A 23182-nucleotide genomic window follows, 5' to 3' on the forward strand; every position below is an offset into this window, starting at 1 on the left:
AGTACCCTGCAATGACAACGACAAATACAACAAAGCTTGATCCGATTGAGACGGCCTCCATTGACGAGTTACAGGCGCTGCAGACCGAGCGTCTGAAATGGACGCTGCATCACGCCTATAACAACGTGCCGATGTACAAACGCAAGTTTGACGCCGCGGGCGTTCACCCTGACGATTTCAAAGAGCTGGCGGATATCCGTAAATTCCCGTGCACCACCAAGCAGGACCTGCGGGATAACTACCCATTCGATACCTTTGCCGTGCCGATGGAGCAGGTAGTGCGTATTCACGCCTCATCCGGTACCACCGGCAAACCGACGGTTGTCGGCTACACGCAAGGCGACATTGACAACTGGGCCAATTTGGTAGCCCGTTCCCTGCGCGCCGCGGGCGGCAGCGCGAAGGACAAAATTCACGTGGCGTATGGCTATGGCCTGTTTACCGGCGGGCTGGGGGCACACTATGGCGCCGAGCGCTTAGGGGCGACGGTGATCCCGATGTCCGGCGGCCAGACGGAGAAACAGGCGCAGCTGATCCGTGATTTCCAGCCGGATATGATCATGGTGACGCCCTCCTACTGCCTAAACCTGATTGAGGAGCTGGAGCGGCAGATGGGCGGCGATGCCAGCAGTTGTTCCCTGCGCGTGGGGGTCTTCGGCGCCGAGCCGTGGACCCAGGCGATGCGCCGCGAAATTGAGAAACGCTTAGGCATCACGGCGCTGGACATCTATGGCCTCTCGGAGGTCATGGGACCCGGGGTGGCGATGGAGTGTATCGAAACCGTTGACGGCCCGACCATCTGGGAAGATCACTTCTATCCGGAAATCGTCAACCCGAACGACGGCACACCGCTGGATGACGGCGAGCAGGGCGAACTGCTGTTCACCACGCTGACCAAAGAGGCGCTGCCGGTTATCCGCTATCGCACCCGCGACCTGACGCGTCTGCTGCCGGCGACGGCGCGCAGCATGCGCCGCATGGACCGCATCAGCGGCCGCAGTGACGATATGCTGATCATCCGCGGCGTTAACGTCTTCCCGTCACAGCTGGAAGAGGAGATTGTGAAGTTCGAACACCTCTCTCCGCACTACCAGCTGGAGGTCAACCGTCGCGGGCATCTTGATTCACTTTCCGTGAAGGTGGAGCTAAAAGAGAGCAGCCTGACGCTAACGCACGAGCAGCGTTGCCAGGTGTGTCACCAGCTGCGTCACCGCATTAAGTCGATGGTGGGGATTTCCACCGACGTGACGATCGTGAACTGCGGCAGTATCCCGCGCTCAGAGGGCAAAGCCTGCCGGGTGTTTGATTCGCGTAAAGTGGCAGCCAACGGTTAAATTTCCCTCACCCCAGCCCTCTCCCAAAGGGAGAGGGTGTATTAAGTTCCCTCTCCCTTTGGGAGAGGGTTAGGGTGAGGGTCGATGCCAGATTGGTATGCTATGATTCATCCAGGACAAAAATAACAACAGAATGAATCACATGAATAAACTCGACGCCTTTATCCAGCACGCGGTCAGCTCTGTTCCAGTCAGCGGGACATCCCTTATTTCCTCGTTATACGGTGACGCGCTTTCTCATCGCGGCGGTGAGATTTGGCTCGGTAGTCTGGCCGCCCTGCTGGAAGGTATGGGGTTTGGTGAACGCTTCGTGCGTACCGCGCTGTTCCGCCTCAACAAAGAGGGCTGGCTCGACGTCTCGCGCATCGGGAGGCGTAGCTTTTACCGCCTGAGTGATAAAGGGCTGCGCCTGACGCGTCGCGCGGAGAATAAGATCTACCGCGCGGAACTGCCCGCCTGGGATGGTAAATGGTTACTGCTGCTCTCCGAGGGGCTGGATAAAAACACCCTCGCCGACGTTAAAAAACAGCTTATCTGGCAGGGGTTTGGCACGCTGGCGCCGAGCCTGATGGCCTCGCCGTCGCAGCATCTGGCGGATGTGCAGTCCCTGCTACACGATGCCGGCGTGGCAGAAAACGTGATCTTCTTCGAAGCCCACTCGCCGCTGGCGCTCTCCCGCGCCGCGCTGCGTTCCCGGGTCGAAGAGTGCTGGCAGTTGACCGAGCAAAACGCGATGTACGAGACGTTTATCAGCTCGTTCCGCCCGCTGCTGCCGCTGCTGAAAGAGGCCGCGCCGGAAGAGCTGACGCCGGAACGCTGCTTCCAGATCCAGCTGTTACTGATCCACTTTTATCGTCGTGTGGTGCTGAAAGACCCGCTGCTGCCGGAGGAGTTACTGCCTGCGCACTGGGCCGGGCAAAGCGCCCGACAGCTCTGCATCAATATTTATCAGCGTGTGGCACCGGGGGCGCTGGCGTTTGTCAGCGAGAAGGGCGAAACCTCCGTCGGCGAACTGCCTGTGCCCGGCACGCTCTACTATCAACGCTTTGGCGGTTTGACAAGCGCATAAGGAGTGAGGATGCCAGTTTATCAAATTGACGGTCTGACGCCGGTGGTGCCGGACGAGAGCTATGTACACCCAACGGCGGTGCTGATTGGCGACGTGATTCTGGGCAAAGGTGTTTATGTCGGCCCTAATGCCAGCCTGCGCGGTGATTTCGGCCGTATCGTGGTGAAAGACGGGGCGAACATTCAGGATAACTGCGTCATGCACGGTTTCCCGGAGCAGGACACGGTGGTGGAAGAGGACGGGCATATTGGCCACAGTGCGATCCTTCACGGCTGTGTGGTCCGCCGCAATGCGCTGGTGGGCATGAACGCGGTGGTGATGGACGGCGCCGTCATTGGTGAGAACAGCATCGTCGGCGCCGCGGCGTTCGTGAAGGCGAAAGCGGAGATGCCCGCCAACCATTTGATCATCGGTAGCCCGGCAAAAGCGATCCGCGAGCTGAGCGAGCAGGAGCTGGCCTGGAAGCAGCAGGGCACGCGGGAGTATCAGGTGCTGGTGGAACGCTGCAAGCTGACGATGCATCAGGTAGAGCCGCTGCGTGAGGTTGAGCCAGAGCGGAAACGGCTGACGTTTGATGAGAATTTACGGCCGAAGTCGTCGGTGTAAGGGGAGGTCCGCTTCGCGTATGACGCATTTTTATCAATTTACAGCCACCCGCCTGGATGGCCAACCGGTCGCTATGGCCGACTACGAGGGTAAGGTGGTGCTGGTCGTGAATACGGCTAGCCTGTGCGGCTTCACGCCGCAGTACGCTGCTCTTGAAGCGTTATACAAGAAATACGCGTCTCAGGGATTTATGGTGCTTGGTTTTCCCTGTAATCAGTTCGGTAAACAGGAGCCCGGCGGCGCCGACGACATCTCAAGAACCTGCCACATAAACTACGGTGTCAGTTTTCCGATATTCGAGAAAATAGAGGTCAATGGCGCCGCCGCGCACCCGCTGTTTCGTTATCTGAAAGAGGAATTGCCCGGCGTGCTGGGTGGGCGGATCAAGTGGAACTTTACGAAATTCCTGATTGGACGCAACGGTAAACCGCTCAAACGTTTTGCACCGATGACCACGCCCGAGAAAATGGAATCGGCTATCCGTGCCGCACTGACAGGCTAATTATTAGTAGTTGAGTAGCGACCACCAGTTACGAAAGAATAGGCCAACACTGTTGAGGTTTAAATGGATTTAGGGAGCAAGACGTGGGCGTGTCTGACACAGTAAAGAAAATCGTGATGCTGGCCATTGTGGCGAGCCTGGCTGCGGGATGCGCGCCGTTCCATCCTTCCGGGTGCCATAAGACCACGGCAACGGGGTCTTGTGGTTCCGGACGCTGGGACGATCAGGATGAATGGGGGGCGCAGGCACGGGCGATCAAGGCGGCAATAGAAGACAAAATTGACGAGCCGCAAAAGTGGAAAGGGAAAAAATGCCGGTTGCATATTGAATTTTCTCAGGATGGCACGGCTTTAAATATCTCAACCAGCGACGGCAATAAAGCCTGGTGCGAAGCGCTAAAATCAGCAGCCCAAAAAGCCACATTCCCGGCCTTCAATAATCCGGAAGTCTACAGAGATTTTCAAAAATCCGGCTTTGACATGCGAGGTTAGCTCCCGGTTAGTCTTTATGCGCTGCGGTAACAGTGTTGATCAGCCCGGCTTTTTAGCATTGGTATAAATATCAGGTCGCGTAATTGTCCAGGCATAGTTTTCCCTGTTTACGGGCTCGTAGCCCAATTTTTCATAAAGCCAGGGCGCAGTTGTGGTAAATAGCATGATCCTCCGAAATTGCGGAAAAACGGGGTGATCGTGGATGCACTCTATTATCCATCTGCCCAGCCCTTCACCCTGATACTCTTCCAGGACATAGACATCGCAAAGATAGGCGAAGGTCGCATAATCCGTGACCAGTCGTGCGAAACCAATCTGCCGTTCATGATGATAAAGACCAAAGTTAAGGCTGTTTTCAACGGACGCCGCGACGATGTCCAGGTGAATGCCTTTTGCCCAGGATGACCGGGTCAGATACTGATGGATTGCCTGCACATCCAGTTTCGCTCTGTCCGTACTGACCAGGTAGTTATTCTTGCGCCATTCATATTTCGCTGAAACAGTCATTGTTACTTTGCCCGGTTATGAGAGAGTGAATCTACATTATCATCTAATTAACACAGCGTAACGAAAAGGCCCCATCAGGGGCCTGAACTGTATTAACAATCGACTGCGTTTCGCCTGGATTAGAAGCGATATTGCAGACCCGCTGTAATCGTATAGTTGTGGTTAGAAATACCCGCAGCGTCCCCACCAATAGAGCCGGACTGCCCGGTATTGGTATCAATAATCTGCGTACCGCCTTTACCTTCTTCGTAGCTGCTATAGGTAAATTCAGCAAATACTTTGGCATGCGGAGTGACATAATACCCGGCATCGACGGATGCGCCATAATAGCGGGAATCGCTAGTTTTCTCACGGAAGGTCAGATCGCGCATGTAGTGCTCATCGTTATCATGCGCACGGACCCAGTCACTGAATTTAAACAGGGCATTAAACTCAAAGTCATTAAATCGGTACTGTCCTGCAAGACCAATATATGGCATGGAGAAACGCTGGCTATAACCAATGCCGCGTTCGCCTGCCGGGAAGTTCCCTTTATAGGTGCCGTTATCGTAATTGTAAGTACCGCCAGTCGCCGTCCAGCTGAAGCGGGTTTCCTGATAACCTGCGGTAACGCCCGCTTTATAATTATCGCCCTGGAAGATCCAACCTTTTACGTTGAGATCGTATTCATTGGCATAGTTAACGTTCGTCGCTGGATGGCTCGAATGGTCTGTCCAGGAGGATTGTTTTGCATTCATCCAGTCATAGTCATCCATATGACCAGAGCCTGATGCGAGGGATGTCCAGCCGCGAGCGTTCAGTGTCAAAAAGGAGTAAGCATCCCAGGAAATATCGCCTTTCAGAATGGCGACATTTTTAATTTTCCAGTCCAGTTGGCTAATTTTTCTTCCTGTCACTTCGTCATAAACCATCTCGTGAGATTTTCCGCTCAGCATCCCGGCAGAGGCTGAAACCGTTAAACTCTCTGGTGAAAAATCCGGAGTGACTTGTGCTGGTCCTGCATATACTGCCCCTGAAAACGCGGCCATCATCATTCCCGCAACGACTTTATTTGTCATTTTTATTTCCCTAAATCAAATTAATCAATGAGTTGCAGACAAATCTTAAAAGTCATACAAATAAGAATCAACTGCCAGTTTTGGTATTTTTTTTTCGTGTCTGAACTTAAGCGAAATATAATCTTGTGAATACAGGTGTTGTACCCGGCGAAAAGATCGGACACATTAATCTCGTGAGTAACCGCCCAACGGTTATTAGCTGAAAAAATAACGCGATGAATATTCGTCACTTAAAGGGAAATTATGTCCTTACCTCCGCTGTATGCCCTGCGCGCTTTTGAAGTAGCCGCGCGGCTGAACTCCTTCAGCAAAGCCGCTGAAGTGCTCAATATCACACCGGGCGCGGTCAGCAGGCATGTCCGGACGCTTGAAACGTGGTTTGACTGTGAGCTCTTTAAACGGCAGGGGCCGAGAGTCGAGGTCAGCGACGCCGGGCGTATCCTGGCAGGACAGCTTAGCGAAAGTTTCTCGAATATCGAGTGGGCCTGTCGCGCATTCCGAAGTGAAAATCATCTGTTGCGCCTTAAAGCGCCCAGCACCCTGACGATGCGTTGGCTTCTGAATGTCCTCAAATCCTTTCGCGAGAACCATGCAAAACCTAAAGTTGAAATCGCCAGCGTCTGGATGGACTTTGACACCGTGGACTTCAGCCGCGAGCCGTATGATTGCGCAATCCTCCTCGGCAATGGCTACTTTGGCGAGTCAACGGAGAGTCGGTTGCTTTTCAGCGAATGGCTCATTCCGGTGTGTACGCCGTCTTTGCTGGAGTCTGCCCGGCACCAGCTTTCACAGTGCGATCTTATCCATCCCTCTCCGGACAGACGGGACTGGAAACGCTGGCTGAAAAGGACCGGGTTATATCCGGGGCTCGACATGAGTGGCGGGATCGTGTTCGACACCCTGGAGCAGGGAAGTCTTGCCGCCATGCACGGGCATGGTATTGCGATGGCCGATCTTCGGCTCACGCTGGAAGCCCTGAAAAGCGGACTGCTTGCATTACCTTTCAGGGAAGCCATCGACACAGGCGACGGCTATTATCTTGTCTGGCCGAAAAATTCCCTCAGAACACACAGTATCGAACGCCTGCGGGACTGGCTTAACCTCCATACGCCGGTGGTTCCTGCTCTGGATATTGTCTGTCTGAACGTTGAATAGTCACCTTCGCCCGGCGGCGCTACGCTTGCACGGGCCTACAACAGAGTCCGGGTAAGCGCAGCGTCACCCGGCAAAAAAGGCGGCCACAGGCATAACATCAGGCGTAGGGAATATTTGCCATTTGTTTATATCTTTCCGGCAGCGCGCTGTTCAGATTAAGCAATTTATCGATAATATAAAGCGCAGGCGTACCTTTTTCGCGCTCAGCATCAATCAATGCTGAACGTAACAGATTGGCAGCCGTTGTTATTTTCTGGAAATAAGCCTCAGACTCAGGCGTCTGTACTTCACCTGATGTGGCGTAACGCACCCGGGGCCAGTCCGCGAAGTCAAGCAGCGGAAGGAGCCCATTTTCTTTTGGCAGATGCGCCGCGAGCAGCTCCTCGGCGTTACCCGGCGCGCTCTGGGCGAAAGAGAGCAGATGCAGTCGATGAATAAAGGGTGACAGCGCTTCGGAATGTTCTTTTTCTGCTGACAGTATTTTAATTAAGTCATGTAAGCTTTCAGCGATATTATTTTTATGCGGCGCGATAATTTTCATGACCGGGAGTAAAACATCGAGTGTCATAGGTGCTCCATACAGGCAGAGTGATATTTATAATTTTAAAGGGATGATGACCTGATGGTATTTAACGTGATTACGTTTGAAAAACGATAAATAGTGAGCGTCAGTGTGAGTTTTACTCAACATCTTATTTACCCCATCACGCTATACTTACGACCAGAAACCGAACGTATCGAATGAGGACGGTATGTCTACCGACAACTTATCCAAAATGGGCGCTGCAAAGGTACGCCTTTTGACGGATCAACATGGCAATCAGATAATTGAAAAAAGCCCTGTTAGTGATGTTGAATACTGCTTTTATGAGCGTGCGGCGGAGCCACTCAAGAGGGCTGTTGAATCACCTCGACTGTTGCACTCAGATCCTCATCAACACGTCCTGAGGCTCGAGTACGTTCCGCATAAGATCTCCCAGGATGAGGTTACTGCTGACGAAATATTGAGACGACTTTCACGCCTTCACGATTATCCTGCCGACCCCGCATGGATTTATCACCCCCATAGCTGGCCCGAGTCATCGCTTGAAAGATCGCTGTCTCTTCTGAAATTACCCGTCCGCATTGAGCGGCAGTTGCGCTATTTTCACCAGGCGGGCAGCGTTTTGTTTAGTCAGGAAGGTTTGATTTCTGGTGATTCGAATGCGGGTAACTGGGGCAGAAGAGAAAACGGCGATGTAATTCTTTTTGACTGGGAAAGGTTCGGCACGGGCAGTCCGGCTATCGACCTTGCTCCGCTGGTGAAAGGGATGGGTACAAGACAAAGCATTTTGCAGCTTGCCGAACGCTACTGTTTATTTACTGCTCATTGCCTTGCAGACAGGTTAGCCAGAGAAATCACTATCGCCAAAGCATGGATTGTCACTGAAGTCGTGTTATTACTGCACGAAAGGAAAAAGCCTGATCTGAATATCTACCTTAACTGGTACAGGGATCATCTTCCCGGCTGGCTGGATGAGTCCGTCACCCTTCTTTGAGGCCATTTTCAGCCTCCAGGCCGATAACTCAGGCAGCGTTTTGTTTCACAAATGCCGTAGCCCACAGTCTGTTCAGAATGGTATAACGCCTTGCGGCACTCGGGGTGCCGTCAGCTGACCCCATTCACAAAGGTGTATATGAAACAAATTACTTTCAGCGATCTGCAGCAACAGAGCGAGCAGGCCGCCAATTCCCCTCGCTTACGTGCGCATCGTAATTTACACCCTGAACTGAGCGACCCGGTTCAGCGCCTGGCCATTGCCATGGAGCCTGGCACCTATGTTCGCCCGCATCGCCACCCGCATACCTTTGAATTGCTGACAGCGCTAAGTGGCCGCTTTCTGGTGCTGAATTTTGATGACAACGGTAACGTGACTCAACGCGTGGTGTTGGGTGACGCGTGCAAGGTGCTGGAGATGGAGGCGGGCACCTGGCATGCCGTGCTGTCACTGGATAAAGGTGGCGTTGTTTTTGAGGTTAAACACGGCGGATATCAGCCTGTTGCCGGGCCTGATTTTGCCCCATGGGCACCTGCTGAAAACGCACCCGGCACCGAAAAGCTGATGCAATGGTACGCGCAGGCGCAAGTGGGTGATGGGGGTTTTACCCTGTAAGGGGTCTCATCTGTGCCCGGCGCGCGATAAGATGCGCCGGGAAATTTCAATCACAGGCTGATATTAATCAGCAATATTGAGCCCTTGCAGAAAATCCTCAACCTGAGCAGGTGTTGCCGTATCGGCCTGGTAGAGAATATCGAGCGTGACGTTCTTCAACCCGCAGAAGCCAAATACGCCTTCGATGATCTGCGTCTGAATCGCCGTCGAATAGCCGTGTTTATCAAATCCGGTGAGATCGCTGCCGCCAGTGGCAATCAGGCGGACGGGAACATCCCTTAAGTTGCCCACAATCCTGCCGTCGTCGGCTACCTTATACGCCCAGTTCAGGGTTAATACGCGATCGAACCAGCCTTTCAACAGCGCGGGAACTGACCACCAGTACACCGGAAAGACAAACACCAGCATATCCGCTCGCTCGACGCGCTGCTGCTCGCGCAGAATATCGTCGGGGAGGGCGCCGGGTTTGCCATGATAAAAATCCAGATCGGCGCGAGACATAGCCGGATTAAAACCTTCGGCATGCAGGTCAGCCCTTTCAACCTGCGTGCCTTGTTCGCGAAGCTGTCCGGCAATGCGATCGGCCAGTGAATGAGACAACGAGTTTTCGACAGGGTGAGCCGTCACGATCAGCGCATTTTTGATGACATCTTTAGCAGACATAGCAACCTCAGCAGGGAGTGAATTGCTGCCTATATTACTATTGGTAACTTACGTGTCAATCTGCCTGCTACGATCATTTTGTGCTTTTCGCGTAGGTCTCCAGCACGCCGGACATGGCGCCGCTGAGCATATCTTCCGCAACATTTCGGGCGAGCGCACCGCTCCCTGCGGCGGCGCTGAGCGCGTCCGCAGCACCCAAAATGGCCGTCAGCACCGCTTCCCCCTGGACACCTTTGAGCACGACAAAAGGAGAAAGTGCGGTGCGCAGGCAGTCAGCACACTCTGCCACGCACGCTTCCCGGAACGTCTGCAGCGCGTGGGAACCGGACAGCGCTGCGGCGATGGGGCCGGTTTCGGGCCCCGCGGTTATGGCGCAATCGATATAGGCAGCGCTGAAAAAGCGGATCGTCTTTTCCAGCGTTTTGCTGTCTACCGCCAGCGTTTCACGGAATTTTTTCAACTGCCGATCGCTGTAATCCTGGTACAGCGCCATCAACAGCCCTTCGCGATCGCCAAAGTGGTCGTAGGGGATCGGCTTTGTCACGTTGGCCCGTTCCGCCAGGTAACCCAGCGTCAGTGCCTCCGTACCTTGCTGGCGGACAATTCCACGCGCCACCTCCAGCAGCTGCACGCGGCGGTCCTCTTTTCTTAAGCGCTTAACAACCATGTTTTCCTCGGGTCAGTTAATTACTGAGGGTAGTTTACACGTTTTCAGCAGGGGGCTGCACGCCTTGTTCCGCAGGGCGGATCCGGAACCAGATTGCATACATCGCCGGGAGGAAGACGAGCGTAATGATGGTTCCCCCCAACGTTCCGCCGATCAGCGTCCAGGCCAGCGTTCCCCAGAACACCGAATGCGTCAGGGGAATGAACGCCAGCACGGCAGCCATCGCGGTCAGTAATACCGGGCGCGCTCGCTGGACCGTCGCCTCAACCACCGCCTGGAACGGATCGAGGCCTGCCTTTTGGTTATGGTCGATTTGCCCGATCAGAATCAGGGTATTGCGCATAAGAATACCTGACAGGGCGATCAGGCCCACCAGGGCGTTGATGCCAAACGGCTGATTAAACACCAGCAGGGTGGGGACTACGCCAATCAATCCCAGCGGCGCGGTAAGAAACACCATTACCATCGCCGAGAGCGAACGCACCTGCAAAATGATGATCAGCAGCGTCAGGGCAATCATGATCGGGAACAGCGGGAGCATGGCCTGTGTGGCTTTACCCGACTCCTCGATCGACCCCGCCATGTCGATGCGGTACCCGGCTGGCAGCGCATCAACAATCGGCTGGAGCTGCTTCATGATGGCAACCGACACATCCGGTGGCTGAAGCGTGTCGGCGATATCGCCCCGCACGGTAATGGTCGGTGTGCGATCGCGACGGCGCAGGATAGGATCTTCCATGCCGATCTCAATCTTGCCGATTTGGGACAGCGGAACACGCTGTCCCGCATTGCCGACCAGGGTGAAACCCTCGATTTTTGCCGGATCAAGGCGGATATCTCCCGCGGCGCGGCCCATCACCTCTACCGAACGGATATCTTCCCGTACGGCGGTAACAGGCACACCGGACAACAGAAACTGGAGCTGGCGGGCGACGTCACTGGACGTTAACCCCGTCGCCTGCAGGCGGTTCTGGTCGAGGGTGAAATGTAATACAGGCACGCGCGAGCCCCAGTCACTGTTGACGGTTCGCATCATCGGGCTTGCCTCCAGCACGGCTTTCACCTTATCAGCGATGCTACGCACGGTTGCGACATCCGGCCCTGAAACGCGCCAGGCCACCGGGAAGGGCGAGTACGGGCCAAACACCAGCTGCGTTACCCGCACGCGGGCTTCCGGCGCAAGGCCGCTGGCGACCGCCTGCCGAAGCCTGAACTTGAGCGCCTCGCGTGAGGTCTCGCTGTCTGTGAGGATCACGACTTTGGCAAAAGACGGATCGGGCAGCTCGGGGGCCATCGCCAGATAAAAACGGGGTGAACCCTGTCCAATATAGGCGGTAACGATTTTGGCTTCTGGCTGTTTGCTCAGCCAGGCTTCAATTTTTGCGGTGGCGGCGCTGGTCTGCGCAATCGAGGTACCGTAGGGCATCTGGACTTCAACCAGCACTTCCGGGCGATCGGAGGTTGGGAAAAATTGTTTTTTTACCAGCCCCATACCGAGCACGGCGAGGATAAAAATGGCGACGACCGAGCCGGCCACCCGCCATTTTCTGGCGATAACGCGGCCAAGCAGCTGGCGAAAACGGTTATAGCGAGGCGTGTTATAGATGGCGGCATGGCCACCTTCCACGACCGGGATGTTTGGCAGGATCTTCACGCCCAGATACGGCGTGAACACCACGGCGACAAACCAGGACGCAATCAGGGCGAGGCCGACAATCCAGAACATGTTGCTGGTGTATTCCCCGGCGGTCGACTGGGCAAAGCCGTTCGGCATAAAGCCAATGGCCGTCACCAGCGTACCCGCCAGCATGGGCGCGGCGGTGTGGCTCCAGGCGTAGGCGGAAGCTTTGATTCTGTCGTAACCTTCTTCCATCTTCACCACCATCATTTCGATGGCGATAATGGCGTCATCAACCAGCAGGCCAAGCGCGAGGATCAGGGAGCCCAGCGTGACGCGGTCAAAGTTTATTCCTGCGGCCTCCATTACCACGAAGACCACCGCCAGCGTGAGCGGGACCGCCGCTGCCACCACCACGCCCACGCGCCAGCCCATACTGACAAAACAGACCACCATCACCACCAGCAGGGCGACGAAGAATTTGATCATAAACTCGTCGACCGACGAGCGGATATTCACGGACTGATCGGTGACTTTGGTCAGGGTCATGCCGAGCGGCAGGCCCTCATTAATTTTCGCCGCTTCTGTATCCAGCGCTTTACCCAGCGTCAGACCGTTCCAGCCTTCACGCATCACAATGCCCAGCAGAAGGGCGGGCTCATGCTGATTACGGATCAGCATCGTCGGGGGATCTTCGTAGCCCCGTTCAACCGTGGCCACATCGGACAGCTTGAGGGTTTTGCCCTGAGCCACAAAGGGGGTATCGCGGATCTTTTGCAATTCGTCGAAAGCACCGTCGAGGCGAATAAAAATCTGCGCGCCCCGGGTCTCAATGGAGCCAGCAGCGGCCAGGGCGTTCTGGCTGTTGAGCGCAGTGAAGATATCCTGGGTTGAGAGCCCCATCGTCGCCAGACGGTCATGCGAGAAGGAGATGTAAATCCGCTCAGCCTGTTCACCGATAATGTTCACCTTCTTCACGCCCGGGACGTGCAGGAGCTGCTGGCGCAGGCCTTCGGCATCACGTACCAGCTGCCGCTGCGGTTCGCCTTTCGCTTTCAGGGCAAAGAGGGCAAAGGTGACATCCGAGAATTCGTCATTGATCATCGGCCCGATGACGCCGGACGGGAGACGCCGGGTTTCGTCTCCCAGCTTCTTCCGCGCCTGGTAGAACTCGTCCTGCACCTCAGCGGGCGGCGTTTTGTCCTGCAATGACAACGTGATAAAGGCCATGCCGGGCAGGGTATAGGTTTCCGTGCGGTCATACCATTTGAGTTCCTGCAGGCGCTTTTCCAGCGGTTCGGCAACCTGATCCTGGATTTCCTGCGCGGTCGCCCCCGGCCAGACGGTAATCACCGTCATCTGCTTCACCGTGAAGGGGGGATCTTCTGCGCGTCCAAGGCCAAAAAAGGCGTAAATACCGGCAATTGTTACGAGAACGATCAGAAACAGCGTGACTGAACGCTCGCGAACGGCGAGCGCTGACAGGTTGAAGCGGTTTTCGCTCATGGCGTGGTCTCCGCGAGGCCGGCATGACGTTGTTCGGCCAGCCTGACGGTCTCACCTTCATGCAGAAGATGCGCACCCAGCGCAACAATCTTCTCCCCGGGATTCACGCCTCCCGTGACCTGCGCGGCATCGTCCCCCACGCTCTGCACCGTAACGGGCGTCCAGGTGACTTTTGCTGACCGATCGGAAATGCGCCAGACGCCGGGGCCGTTACCTGCATCGTAGAGGGAGGCCAGCGGAACCTGCATCACCTGGCCCTGCGCCTGGCGCTCGGCGAGCTGGAGCGTGACGGTTGCTCCCAGCGGCGCGTTTGCCAGGGTGCCTTCCAGGACATAGCGTGCTTCATAGGTGCGGGTGGTGGCGTCTGCGGAATCAGACAGCAGGCGCAGTGTTGCGCTGACCGGGTGTTTTTCATTGCCGTACAGCGTGGCCTGCGCGGCGCTGCCGACGGCAGGACGCAGGGTCTCCGGGAACTGTACAAGCGCTTCGCGCTGTCCCGCTCTGGCAAGCCGGATCACCACCTGACCGGCGCTGACCACCTGACCCGGTTCGGCGAGGGTCTCCATCACCACGCCGTCTGAATCCGCCAGCAGTACGGCATAGCCCGTGGCGTTTTGCGCCACGCTGGCCTGCGCCCGGGCAGCGCTGAGCTCAGCTCTGGCCGTATCCGCAGCGGCTTTGATCTGGTCATACTCCGCGGCGGACACGGCGCCAGAAGCCACAAGACCGCGATAGCGCGCCTCATCGCTGGACGCTTTCCGGGCGCGCGCCTGGGCGGCGTCCACCGCGCGCTGCTGTGCCTGGGCCTGTAATTTCAGATCCACCGGGTCAAGGCGCAGCAACGGCTGACCCTGTTTGACGGTCTGCCCGGTATCCACCAGACGTTCGAGGATTTTTCCCTGCACCCTGAAACCCAAATCGCTTTGTGTTCTGGCGACCACCACGCCCGTGAAGGCGCGGGCTGTGTCGCTGGCAAGTGCGACAGAGGCGGATCTGACAAGCGGCGGCTGAGTGCGCGGATCGTCACTCGAAGACGTATCGCCGCATGCCACCAGGGCGAACGGCAGGAGACAAACGGCAACGCGGGCTGAAGTGAGCCTGAGCATGGGAAACCTTTTTGACGTAACAGAACGGTATCCGCATTCTCTGACTAGTGACCAATATTGTCAATGGTCACAAATCAGGGGGCCAGGCTTCGTAAAATCAGTGAAGAGAGCAGCACTGCCGCAGTTGGGGCTGTTTCGAGGTTGTACTGCAGCTGTACGGGATTGATGTAAGGACACATCACCATGTGAATGGCCTGGGTGACCTCGTCCAGCGGCGTTTTTCTCTCGAACTCACCGGCCTGCCTGCCTTCGATGATGATGCTCTCAATAAGCTTCATCAGGCTTTCTGCATACCGTTCCGTTGAGGGCCACTGTTCGCGTGCGGCGACGGCGGCAATGTCGTAAAGCTTACGATCGTGGAAGAACAGCTCGCTGCCTGCTTCGGTTAGCGCTTTGAAAAGACGGCGCAATTTTTCGCTGGCCGAGGGCGCGTCCTCGATGGCGGAAAGCACGGCCGCCATGATCAGTTCCAGGCGGTTAGCGCAGATCACTTCGCCAATTGCCTGTTTGGACTCAAAAAATTTATAAATGTAGGACTTAGAAAAACCGATAGATTTGGCCAGCTCGGCCACGGTGGTTTTTTCATAGCCGTAGTGGCCGAAGTGCTCAAAAGCCGCTTCGACAATTTGCTCTCTGACAGTGTGGTCAAGTGGACCACGTGATGATGGGGTAGGCATATTTTTAGTCATTATTTAAGCTTAGCGTGACAGGTTACGATTAACAACGAGTGACCATTTTGTGTTTTGGTTACCTTTGTTTTCGTACCAGGTCATTCAGACGGGACGATGACCCGGTGAGGGGTAGTGTATCACCGTTTTTTGGCGTTATTGTTTTTTAAGCCAGTCGAGAAAAAACTGACTGAACGCTGTGACCTGAAGCGGCTGCAGGGTGCGCTGCGGGTAGACAAACTGCAGCCCGACGTCTTTGCGGTCGTATCGGCTAAAGCCGGTGAAGCTGTCGGCAAACAGCACCGTGAGTCTTCCTGTCTCAACGTCGTCTTTGACGTCCCACCACGATTTCCCCGCGATGCCCGCCCCGCTGAGGGCCCACTGACGAAGCAGCGCGCCGTCGTCACACACCATGGCTGGATCGACGCGAACGACCGTTTCCTTGCCCTCAGTCTCAAAGCGCCATTCGTTCATCACCACCCCCTGCGACTCAAGCGCCAGGCACCGGTGATGGGCTAACTCCGCAAACGTGGCCGGGACACCATGGGCGGTAAGATAGGTCCCGGAGGCGACCAGTACCCGATGATTGGGGCGAATATTTTTGACGACAAGGCTGCTGTCCGGGAGGTTGCCGAAGCGCACGCTCATATCGAGCCGGTTAGCGACCAGGTCCTCAACGTGCTCTCTTAACGAGATGAAAAATTTCACGTCGGGATGGTGGCGGGAAAACTCAACCACGGCGGGGCTAAGGTACTGCCTGCCAAAGTCAGAGGGGGCAGAAAGGCGAATATTACCGCTGAGCACGCCTTCTTTTTGCGTCAGTAACGACTCGGCATGGCGAACCTCTTCCAGCACGCGCAGCGCGGCATGGTAAAACTCTTCGCCAGCACGGGTCAGGGTGATGGACCGCGTTGAGCGATGGAACAGGCGGGTCTGGTAGCGCTCTTCAATCGCCTTCAGCCTGGCCGTCATGGTGGCAGGGGAAAGCGACAGGCGTCGTCCGGCAGCGGAAAGGCCACCAGCCTCAGCGACTTCAACCAGCAGGGCCATGTCTTCGAGTTTTCCCATTATTCATCTTTTCCGAAAAGTGCATCTGATTTTAGCGTAATTATCAAAAGCAGATGCCGTCTGTAAAGTGGTTTCATCCAAACCATAAGGGATGAAACATGAAACAGACCTCACTTTTTGAACGCTACAGGTTAGGTCCGCAGGACCTCAAAAATCGTATCGTCATGGCGCCGATGACCCGCGCGCGCTCCCTTCAGCCGGGGAATATTCCCTCTGCACTGATGGCGGAATATTACCGGCAGCGGGCCAGCGCGGGGTTAATCATCACCGAAGCCACGCAGATCTCGCCTCAGGGTCAGGGATACTCCTGGACGCCCGGCATTCATTCGCCGGAGCAGGTTTCAGGATGGCAACTCATCACGGGCGCCGTGCATCAGGCGGGCGGACTCATTTTTTCTCAGCTCTGGCACGTCGGGCGAATGTCCCACGCCAGTTTTCATCAGGACGGCCAGCCCGTCGCCCCGTCAGCGCTGGCGCCAGACGCGCAGGTATGGGTGGTGAATGAAAAGGGTGAAGGCCAAATGGTGGACTGCCCGCAGCCGCGAGCGCTTTCGCGCAAGGACATTCACAGCATCGTCGCGGACTATCGCCAGGCCGCGCTGAATGCCGTCCAGGCCGGGTTTGATGGCGTGGAGATCCACGGCGGAAATGGCTATCTGATCGACCAGTTTCTGCGTCAGACATCCAATAAACGCACGGATGAGTACGGCGGCACGCTGGCGAACCGGATCCGCTTTGCTCAGGAGGTGTTAAGCGCCATTGCTGAGGCCATTGGCCGCGAGCGTACGGGCATTCGCCTTTCCCCGTTTATTACCCAGCGCGGGATGAACGATCCGCAGGTGACGGAAGCCATACTCGCGCTCGCGGCCTGGTGTGAGCAAAAAGGTATTGCTTTCATCCACCTGGCGGAAGCCGACTGGGACGATGCGCCGCAGGTACCTGAACAGTTCCGTCGATCCCTTCGCGAGACGTTTAGCGGAACCCTTATCGTTGCGGGTAACTATGACCTTGAAAAAGCGGAAAAGATCCTTGCTGCCGGCTATGCCGATTTGATTGCCTTCGGACGGCCGTTTATTGCCAACCCGGATTTACCCCACCGGCTGGCGCACCGGTTACCGCTGGCAGAGGTGCGGGATCCCGCCACGCTGTTTGGTGGTGCCGGGACGGGATATACCGATTACCCCATTTACACCCTGCAGGAGGAAACGTTATGACCCGTAAAACCTTAATTATCGGCGGCGCGTCCGGCATCGGTTTCGCCGTGGGCAGCCTGCTTGCCTGGCGAGGCGAGGAAATTATTCTTGCGGGCCGCGACGGTGCGAAGCTGAACGCTGCGCGGCAACGGCTGAGCACCCACGCCGCGTCTGTTCACACCCTCGTGCTGGATATCAGCCGTGAGGCAGAACTTGTCGCGCTCGGTGAAACGCTGGGTGAGGTCAATAATATTGTCGTTACCGCGGGCTCACAGGCTCCGGGAGGGCTTCTTTCCGGGCTGGATCTCCGCGCTGCAAGGCTGGCCTTTGATACAAAATTCTGGGGAAGCATCAATGTCGCCCGCTATCTCAGCGGGAACATCGCTCCCCGCGGTACGCTGACGTTCACCAGCGGGTTCGTGGCGCGTCGCACCATGGCGGGTGCCATTGTTAAAACGACGATGAATGCCGCGATTGAGGCCGCGACAAAAGTGCTGGCGAAAGAGCTTTCACCGCTGCGCGTCAACGTCGTGAGTCCGGGGCTGACCGACACGGAAGCGTACGCGGGCATGGACTCCGCCGCGCGGGAAAAAATGCTCGCTGGCGCGGCGGAAACCCTGCCAGCCAAAGCCTGGGGAAGGGCGGAGGACATCGCGCAAGGGTATCTTTTCGCTATTGATAATCCCTTTGTCACGGGGTCGATCATTGATATTGAGGGCGGGGCGTTAATTAACTGACCCTCGCGGATTTGAACCGCAGGAAATCGACTGCGGGTAATGTAATACTCTATTGAGAGATATCATGAAATATACGACGTGTTTTCGTCCAGCTGTGGCGATGCTTATTCTTGCCGGTCTGTCCGGCACCGCATTTTCGGCGCAGCTGGAATGGCTTCCACCGAAACAGCTTATTGTTGATAAGAGCCTACCCCAGGCGCAATTAAGGGCGAATGAAGCCGTTGCCAGAGAATATGCAACGTTCTGGAATACGGGAGAAGAGTCCCTGGCGCGTGATGCGCTGGCAGTGAATTTCATCGATAAAACGCCTCCGGAAGGTCGTAAGCAAGGTCCCGAAGGCGCTATTTTAGCCTCCCGTGCGTTTCGTACAGCCGTGCCTGATTTACGCTGCGACGTTGAGCAAATGATTATTTCAGGCAATCGCGTGGTCTCGCATTTACATTTTCACGGCACATTCACCGGGACATTTGGCAAGCTGAAGGGAAAGGGGCAGAAAATAGATTTTATCGCCACGGATATCTATGAGATCGCTGACGGCAAGATTGCGGCTAACTGGCATATTGAGGACAACCTGACGCTGATGAAACAGCTGGGCGCACTGTAAATTCACCACTCCGGGGCGGCCCGGAGTGATGCGAAAATCCTATAAGCCAAGATCGCTCAGCGAAGGGTGATCGTCCGGGCGTCTGCCCAGCGGCCAGTGGAACAGCCGCTCGGATTCTTTTATCGGCATATCGTTTACGCAGGCAAAGCGGCGCTTCATCAATCCGTCCGGCTCAAACTCCCAATTTTCATTGCCATACGAGCGGAACCAGTTGCCGGAATCATCGTGCCATTCATAGGCATAGCGCACCGCGATGCGGTTATCCGTAAAAGCCCACAGCTCCTTAATCAGACGATAATCCAGCTCTTTTTTCCATTTCCGCTCCAGAAACGCCCGGGCTTCTTCACGGTTAGTGGCGAACTCCGCGCGGTTGCGCCATTGGGTATCCAGCGTATAGGCCAGCGCGACTTTCGCCGGGTCGCGGCTGTTCCAGCCATCTTCTGCCAGTCTGACTTTTTCGATGGCGCTTTCACGCGTGAAGGGCGGTAAAGGAGGACGTGTGTTCATGGCGATTACCTCAGTGTTATATGATGTAGACAGGTCTGTCTACATGCGGTAATCTATGCCTGTAAAATAACGCTGTCAACATCCGTTTTGAGGCTACCCAAAAGTGAAAACAGAATCCGCAGGCAACGATACCAAAATCAGCGTCAGAGATAAGATATTACTTACGGCGCACGATCTGTTTTATTCCACAGGCTTCAGGGCGACGGGCGTGGATACGCTGATTAAAGCATCGAAGGTGACCAAGGTGACGTTTTATCGCCATTTTCCGAGTAAAAGTTTACTTATTCTCGCCTATTTGCACTATCGGCACGAAATATGGATTGGCTGGTTTGAATCTACGCTGCGCCGACATCTTGATGAAGGTGAAATACCTTCTGATGCGATATCGGCAACGCTTTGCGAATGGTTTATTTCGCCTGATTTCCACGGCTGCGCATTTATTAATGCCAGCGCCGAGGCAAAATCGGAAGATATTGAAAGCGAAATAAAAGCGATATGCCGCGATCATAAAATCGAAACAAAGAATATTATTGCGTCGCTGACGAAGATCGCGGATGAGCGCGTCGTCAATGAAATCATGCTGCTCATTGACGGTGCCATTATTCATGCGCAAATGGGCATGGAGAAGGATGATGTCATCACTCCGTTGAAGCGGGCATTAGCCGGGTTAACGGGATTTCCCCTTAACCCTCGTCGCGACGGCTGATAAACGTTTTTAGCATTTCTCCGGCACTAAGAATATGTCGCACGACTTCAGCTCGTGCATTCCCGGCATCCCGTTCCCTGCAGGCTGTAAGGATACCTGCATGGTCATCCTGAAAAACCGGTGTTGCGGAAAGGAGCTTTCGCTGAAGGTATTCATACCGTTCTATCTGATTGCGGGTATCATTAATCAGCCTCAGCAGGCGTTGGTTTTTGCACCCACTGTAGACAAGATTGTGGAACTCCCGGTTAAGTGTGCCCTGCATGTCAAATTCAGTCGTTCTGGCGAGAAGCGTATGCGTCAGTTCGGCCCTCGCCAGCGTATCAGAACTCAGGTTTTTCACGCTTTGAAAGACGGCTTCCCCTTCCAGTAAGGCACGCAGGGAGTAGATCTCATCCAGATCATCTGCAGAAAGCGTTCTGACAACAGCGCCGCGGTTCCTGAAAATTTCCACCAGCCCATCGCGTTCAAGCTGCCTGATTGCTTCTCTCATTGGGATTCGGCTGACAGAAAAATGACTGGCAAGATCCCTTTCAACAAGCCTCTCTCCATCACGCAGACGACCGCTGTTTATCATCTTTCTTAATTCACTGGCGAGCACGTCCGGGGTCGAAAGGGCGTTAAGTTGCATACTGTTTCTCCTGAAAAGATGGAATAATGGTATACCATCTGATAGCTTACGTCGAGACAGGTGATTGCGAACAAACATCGCCAGCAAAAACCATCGGATATCATTATCGGGAGCATCAAGATGAGCCATCGTGAGCATCATTATCAGGTTAAGGTCGAGTGGAAAGGGAACAAAGGCCGTGGGACGGAATCCTATAAAGCCTACGATCGTCTTTATGACATCACGGCGGGTGATAAATCTCCGATTTCAGGTTCATCAGACCCTGCATTTCTGGGGGATGCATCATGCTGGAATCCTGAAGATCTTCTTGTCGCGTCAGCCTCTGCCTGTCACAAATTATGGTATTTGCATCTTTGCGCGGAAGCGGGGATAAGCGTTTATACCTATATTGACCGGGCGGAAGGAACGATGCGCGAAGGAGAAAAGGGGTGTTTCACCTCTCTTGTCCTGAAGCCTCAAATCACGCTTCGCCCAGGGGATGATATCGATCGCGCTGTGGCACTTCATCACCGCGCGCATGAGCTTTGCTTTATTGCTAACTCACTGAATTTCCCGGTGACCTGCCAGCCAACCATACTGCATAGCGCCCGTTCATCTGTCGATGAACAATAACGCTAAGCGTTGCATAACCTTCAACCGGGAATGAGCAAATGGCTTCTAACCGTACTTTCGCTCTCGATATAAGCTGGAAAACGCTGCTGAAAGACGCGGGGCTTGAGCCAGAACGCATTCTCCGCAGGGCAGGATTACCTGACGATCTCTTTTTGCAAAAAGCGCGCGGACTCGATACGAATGAATACATTCGCTTCTGGAACGCGCTGGAGGCTGAAACGAACGATCCTGCCTTTCCCGTCCCGCTCATTGAGTTGATCTCTGCGGATGTGTTTGACCCGCCCCTTTTTGCCGCACTGTGTAGCAGCAATATGATGCAGGCTGTCCAGCGCCTGGCCAGATATAAACAGCTTATTGCTCCCATGGTTCTGGAGACAACGGTCGACCAAAACGGCAACCTTATCGTCTCACCGCGTTGGCTTTTTGCGACAACTATTCCGCCGTTTCTCCAGGTGGCAGAGCTGGGCTTCCTGCTCAAGCTTCTGCGTCTGGGAACTCGCGAACCGGTTAACCCCTTACGGATCTGCGTTTCTGCGCTACCGTCATCGGTTCAGAACAGCCACTTTTCGCGTTTCTTTGGTGCTGACGTGCAATACGGAGAACAGCCCGCCATCAGCTTTTCCGCGGCCGATGCGCTTCGACCCTTTTTAACGGTCAATGAGGGGATGTGGCAGGTGTTTGAACCGGAACTGCAGCGTCGTCTCGGTCAGTTAAATGAACGGGCTTCAACCGCCGATCGTGTACGAGCGGTACTCCTGGAGCTTATTCCCGGTAACGAAGCGACTATTGAAAAAGCGGCGGAGCGTCTGGGAATGAGCAAACGCACGCTGCAGCGCCGGCTTGAGCAGGAAGGGGAAAACTTTCGCAACCTTGTCAACGCGTGTCGTGAACACCTGGCCCGTCATTATCTTCGCAATACGCGTCTTTCCGGGTATGAGATCGCGTTTTTGCTGGGTTTCGAAGATCCTAACTCATTCTATCGCGCATTTATGACCTGGACGGGCCAGACTCCTGAAGCGGCCAGGACAGCCATGCGTCTTGAGTAAACACGTGCGTATGTATCGCTCTGATGGCGCAGTTTGCGAGTCACATGGCGCGATACGCTAGTTAACATGAGGTCGAAGGAGAGCAAACTAGCCACAGTCTACTCACCGAGGTATCTATGTTTACTCAGGACAAAAAAACTGCGCTGGTCACCGGTGCATCGTCAGGTATGGGCAAAGCCATCGCCCGTCGTCTCATTCAGGATGGCTATCAGGTTTACGCTGCTGCCCGTAGCGTTGAGAAAATGCACGATCTCGCCCAGCTTGGCGCATACCCTCTGCGGATGGATATCTCACGTGATGAAGACATTTTGGCTGCAGTGAATACCATCATGTCGCAGACAGGTGGGGTTGACGTACTGGTCAACAACGCGGGTTTTGGGCTCTATGGACCGGTAGAAGAGATCGGTATTGATGAAGCTCGCTATCAGTTTGAGGTTAACGTGTTTGGTGCGGCCCGCCTTACGCAACTGCTGATCCCGGCCATGCGTGCCAGACGCAGCGGTTACATTATTAATATCACCTCTATGGGGGGTAAGATTTACACCCTTCTGGGAGCCTGGTATCACGCAACGAAACATGCGCTTGAGGGATGGTCTGACTGTCTGCGTCTTGAAGTGGCGGAATTTGGCATTAAGGTTGTGATTGTTGAACCGGGTTTAATCGAGACAGGCTTTGGTGATGTGGTCAGCGGCAATATAGTTAAACGTTCAGCAAATGGCCCTTACGCTCGCCTCGTGGAGAAGGTGGCTAAATCGGTCAAAAATGCATACGGGAATGGCAGAGGCAGCGACCCGAAGGTGATTGCGGACGTGGTTGCCCGAGCCGTTAAAAGCCCTCATCCGCGTACACGCTATGCAGCCGGCAAGTATGCAAAGATGCTCATCCGCATGCGTCTCTGGCTGGGAGACCGTCTGTTCGATCGCGTTATCCTTGGCCAGACGCTATGACCCAGGCACCGAGGATGAAAAAATCCTCGGT

The 23182-nt window shown here is 55.1% G+C and carries 26 protein-coding genes; 15 read left to right on the forward strand and 11 right to left on the reverse strand.

The window, feature by feature from the left end; genetic code table 11:
* The first annotated feature begins 11 nt into the window (after positions 1-11).
* From paaK to C1N69_RS10475, 5 genes are all read left to right on the forward strand, one after another.
* Positions 12-1334: a phenylacetate--CoA ligase PaaK gene (gene paaK, locus C1N69_RS10455; RefSeq protein ID WP_155031121.1), complete on the forward strand. Its 1323-nt coding sequence runs from the start codon at positions 12-14 to the stop codon at positions 1332-1334.
* Positions 1335-1467: 133 nt separating this feature from the next.
* On the forward strand, positions 1468-2403 hold the full coding sequence (gene paaX, locus C1N69_RS10460) for a phenylacetic acid degradation operon negative regulatory protein PaaX (protein ID WP_025757961.1): 936 nt from the start codon (positions 1468-1470) through the stop codon (positions 2401-2403).
* A 9-nt stretch (positions 2404-2412) separates the two neighbouring features.
* Positions 2413-3009: a phenylacetic acid degradation protein PaaY gene (paaY, locus tag C1N69_RS10465; protein WP_047958499.1), complete on the forward strand. Its 597-nt coding sequence runs from the start codon at positions 2413-2415 to the stop codon at positions 3007-3009.
* Between the two features lie 19 nt (positions 3010-3028).
* On the forward strand, positions 3029-3511 hold the full coding sequence (locus C1N69_RS10470) for a glutathione peroxidase (protein WP_155031122.1): 483 nt from the start codon (positions 3029-3031) through the stop codon (positions 3509-3511).
* 116 nt (positions 3512-3627) lie between these two features.
* Complete coding sequence (locus C1N69_RS10475; RefSeq protein ID WP_155031123.1) at positions 3628-4002, forward strand: cell envelope integrity TolA C-terminal domain-containing protein; 375 nt, start codon at positions 3628-3630, stop codon at positions 4000-4002.
* A gap of 39 nt (positions 4003-4041) precedes the next feature.
* Here C1N69_RS10475 and C1N69_RS10480 read toward each other — a convergent pair whose 3' ends face one another.
* Positions 4042-4509 carry a GNAT family N-acetyltransferase gene (locus C1N69_RS10480; RefSeq protein WP_128339575.1) on the reverse strand — a complete coding sequence of 156 codons (468 nt, stop codon included), beginning with the start codon at positions 4507-4509 and terminating at the stop codon, positions 4042-4044.
* Between the two features lie 119 nt (positions 4510-4628).
* The gene (locus C1N69_RS10485; protein WP_229293856.1) at positions 4629-5543 is read right to left on the reverse strand and encodes an omptin family outer membrane protease; all 915 of its coding nucleotides are present in this window, start codon (positions 5541-5543) and stop codon (positions 4629-4631) included.
* A 267-nt stretch (positions 5544-5810) separates the two neighbouring features.
* On the opposite strand from C1N69_RS10485, the gene C1N69_RS10490 reads away from it, so the two are divergent.
* Complete coding sequence (locus C1N69_RS10490; RefSeq protein WP_045284305.1) at positions 5811-6722, forward strand: LysR substrate-binding domain-containing protein; 912 nt, start codon at positions 5811-5813, stop codon at positions 6720-6722.
* 97 nt (positions 6723-6819) lie between these two features.
* Here C1N69_RS10490 and C1N69_RS10495 read toward each other — a convergent pair whose 3' ends face one another.
* Positions 6820-7290, reverse strand: a complete 471-nt coding sequence (locus C1N69_RS10495) for a hypothetical protein (protein ID WP_059385334.1) — start codon at positions 7288-7290, stop codon at positions 6820-6822.
* A 184-nt stretch (positions 7291-7474) separates the two neighbouring features.
* Between C1N69_RS10495 and C1N69_RS10500 the strand changes: the two genes are divergently transcribed.
* A complete protein-coding gene (locus C1N69_RS10500; RefSeq protein ID WP_155031124.1) occupies positions 7475-8260 on the forward strand; it encodes a phosphotransferase family protein in 786 nt (261 codons plus the stop codon).
* 138 nt (positions 8261-8398) lie between these two features.
* Positions 8399-8875, forward strand: coding sequence for a WbuC family cupin fold metalloprotein (locus C1N69_RS10505; RefSeq protein WP_059385336.1), 477 nt, complete (start codon positions 8399-8401; stop codon positions 8873-8875).
* Positions 8876-8938: 63 nt separating this feature from the next.
* On the opposite strand, the gene C1N69_RS10510 is transcribed toward C1N69_RS10505, so the two are convergent.
* From C1N69_RS10510 to C1N69_RS10535, 6 genes are all read right to left on the reverse strand, one after another.
* Positions 8939-9538, reverse strand: coding sequence for an NAD(P)H-dependent oxidoreductase (locus C1N69_RS10510; RefSeq protein ID WP_155031125.1), 600 nt, complete (start codon positions 9536-9538; stop codon positions 8939-8941).
* 73 nt (positions 9539-9611) lie between these two features.
* Complete coding sequence (locus C1N69_RS10515) at positions 9612-10205, reverse strand: TetR/AcrR family transcriptional regulator (RefSeq protein ID WP_045284311.1); 594 nt, start codon at positions 10203-10205, stop codon at positions 9612-9614.
* A 34-nt stretch (positions 10206-10239) separates the two neighbouring features.
* Positions 10240-13329, reverse strand: coding sequence for an efflux RND transporter permease subunit (locus C1N69_RS10520; protein WP_155031126.1), 3090 nt, complete (start codon positions 13327-13329; stop codon positions 10240-10242).
* Positions 13326-14435, reverse strand: coding sequence for an efflux RND transporter periplasmic adaptor subunit (locus tag C1N69_RS10525; protein WP_155031127.1), 1110 nt, complete (start codon positions 14433-14435; stop codon positions 13326-13328). Before C1N69_RS10525 ends, C1N69_RS10520 begins: the two co-directional genes overlap by 4 nt.
* Positions 14436-14509: 74 nt before the next feature.
* Positions 14510-15124, reverse strand: coding sequence for a TetR/AcrR family transcriptional regulator (locus C1N69_RS10530; RefSeq protein ID WP_047958511.1), 615 nt, complete (start codon positions 15122-15124; stop codon positions 14510-14512).
* Between the two features lie 135 nt (positions 15125-15259).
* Positions 15260-16171 carry a LysR family transcriptional regulator gene (locus C1N69_RS10535; protein WP_155031128.1) on the reverse strand — a complete coding sequence of 304 codons (912 nt, stop codon included), beginning with the start codon at positions 16169-16171 and terminating at the stop codon, positions 15260-15262.
* A 98-nt stretch (positions 16172-16269) separates the two neighbouring features.
* Here C1N69_RS10535 and C1N69_RS10540 point away from each other — a divergent pair, with 98 nt between their 5' ends.
* From C1N69_RS10540 to C1N69_RS10550, 3 genes are all read left to right on the forward strand, one after another.
* The gene (locus C1N69_RS10540) at positions 16270-17385 is read left to right on the forward strand and encodes an alkene reductase (protein WP_155031129.1); all 1116 of its coding nucleotides are present in this window, start codon (positions 16270-16272) and stop codon (positions 17383-17385) included.
* Positions 17382-18101, forward strand: a complete 720-nt coding sequence (locus C1N69_RS10545) for an SDR family oxidoreductase (protein ID WP_155031130.1) — start codon at positions 17382-17384, stop codon at positions 18099-18101. Before C1N69_RS10540 ends, C1N69_RS10545 begins: the two co-directional genes overlap by 4 nt.
* 64 nt (positions 18102-18165) lie before the next feature.
* Positions 18166-18705, forward strand: a complete 540-nt coding sequence (locus tag C1N69_RS10550) for an ester cyclase (protein WP_032647031.1) — start codon at positions 18166-18168, stop codon at positions 18703-18705.
* A 39-nt stretch (positions 18706-18744) separates the two neighbouring features.
* Here C1N69_RS10550 and C1N69_RS10555 read toward each other — a convergent pair whose 3' ends face one another.
* The gene (locus tag C1N69_RS10555) at positions 18745-19212 is read right to left on the reverse strand and encodes a nuclear transport factor 2 family protein (protein WP_032645324.1); all 468 of its coding nucleotides are present in this window, start codon (positions 19210-19212) and stop codon (positions 18745-18747) included.
* A 103-nt stretch (positions 19213-19315) separates the two neighbouring features.
* Here C1N69_RS10555 and C1N69_RS10560 point away from each other — a divergent pair, with 103 nt between their 5' ends.
* Complete coding sequence (locus C1N69_RS10560; protein WP_059385343.1) at positions 19316-19918, forward strand: TetR/AcrR family transcriptional regulator; 603 nt, start codon at positions 19316-19318, stop codon at positions 19916-19918.
* On the opposite strand, the gene C1N69_RS10565 is transcribed toward C1N69_RS10560, so the two are convergent.
* Entirely contained in the window at positions 19896-20546 is a 651-nt protein-coding gene (locus C1N69_RS10565; protein WP_155031131.1) for a GntR family transcriptional regulator, read from the reverse strand. The two genes, C1N69_RS10560 and C1N69_RS10565, sit on opposite strands and share 23 nt — an antisense overlap.
* A 120-nt stretch (positions 20547-20666) precedes the next feature.
* Here C1N69_RS10565 and C1N69_RS10570 point away from each other — a divergent pair, with 120 nt between their 5' ends.
* The 3 genes from C1N69_RS10570 to C1N69_RS10580 all read left to right on the forward strand — a co-directional run bounded on the left by C1N69_RS10570 (position 20667) and on the right by C1N69_RS10580 (position 23151).
* Positions 20667-21158 (forward strand): OsmC family protein, encoded by a 492-nt coding sequence (locus C1N69_RS10570; protein WP_059385358.1) that lies wholly within the window; start codon positions 20667-20669, stop codon positions 21156-21158.
* Positions 21159-21196: 38 nt separating this feature from the next.
* A complete protein-coding gene (locus C1N69_RS10575) occupies positions 21197-22204 on the forward strand; it encodes an AraC family transcriptional regulator (RefSeq protein ID WP_155031132.1) in 1008 nt (335 codons plus the stop codon).
* A gap of 116 nt (positions 22205-22320) precedes the next feature.
* Positions 22321-23151: an oxidoreductase gene (locus C1N69_RS10580; protein WP_059385345.1), complete on the forward strand. Its 831-nt coding sequence runs from the start codon at positions 22321-22323 to the stop codon at positions 23149-23151.
* Positions 23152-23182 lie beyond the last annotated feature (31 nt).

The sequence above is a fragment of the Enterobacter sichuanensis genome, from assembly GCF_009036245.1.
In the GTDB taxonomy this organism is placed as follows: Bacteria; Pseudomonadota; Gammaproteobacteria; order Enterobacterales; family Enterobacteriaceae; genus Enterobacter; species Enterobacter sichuanensis.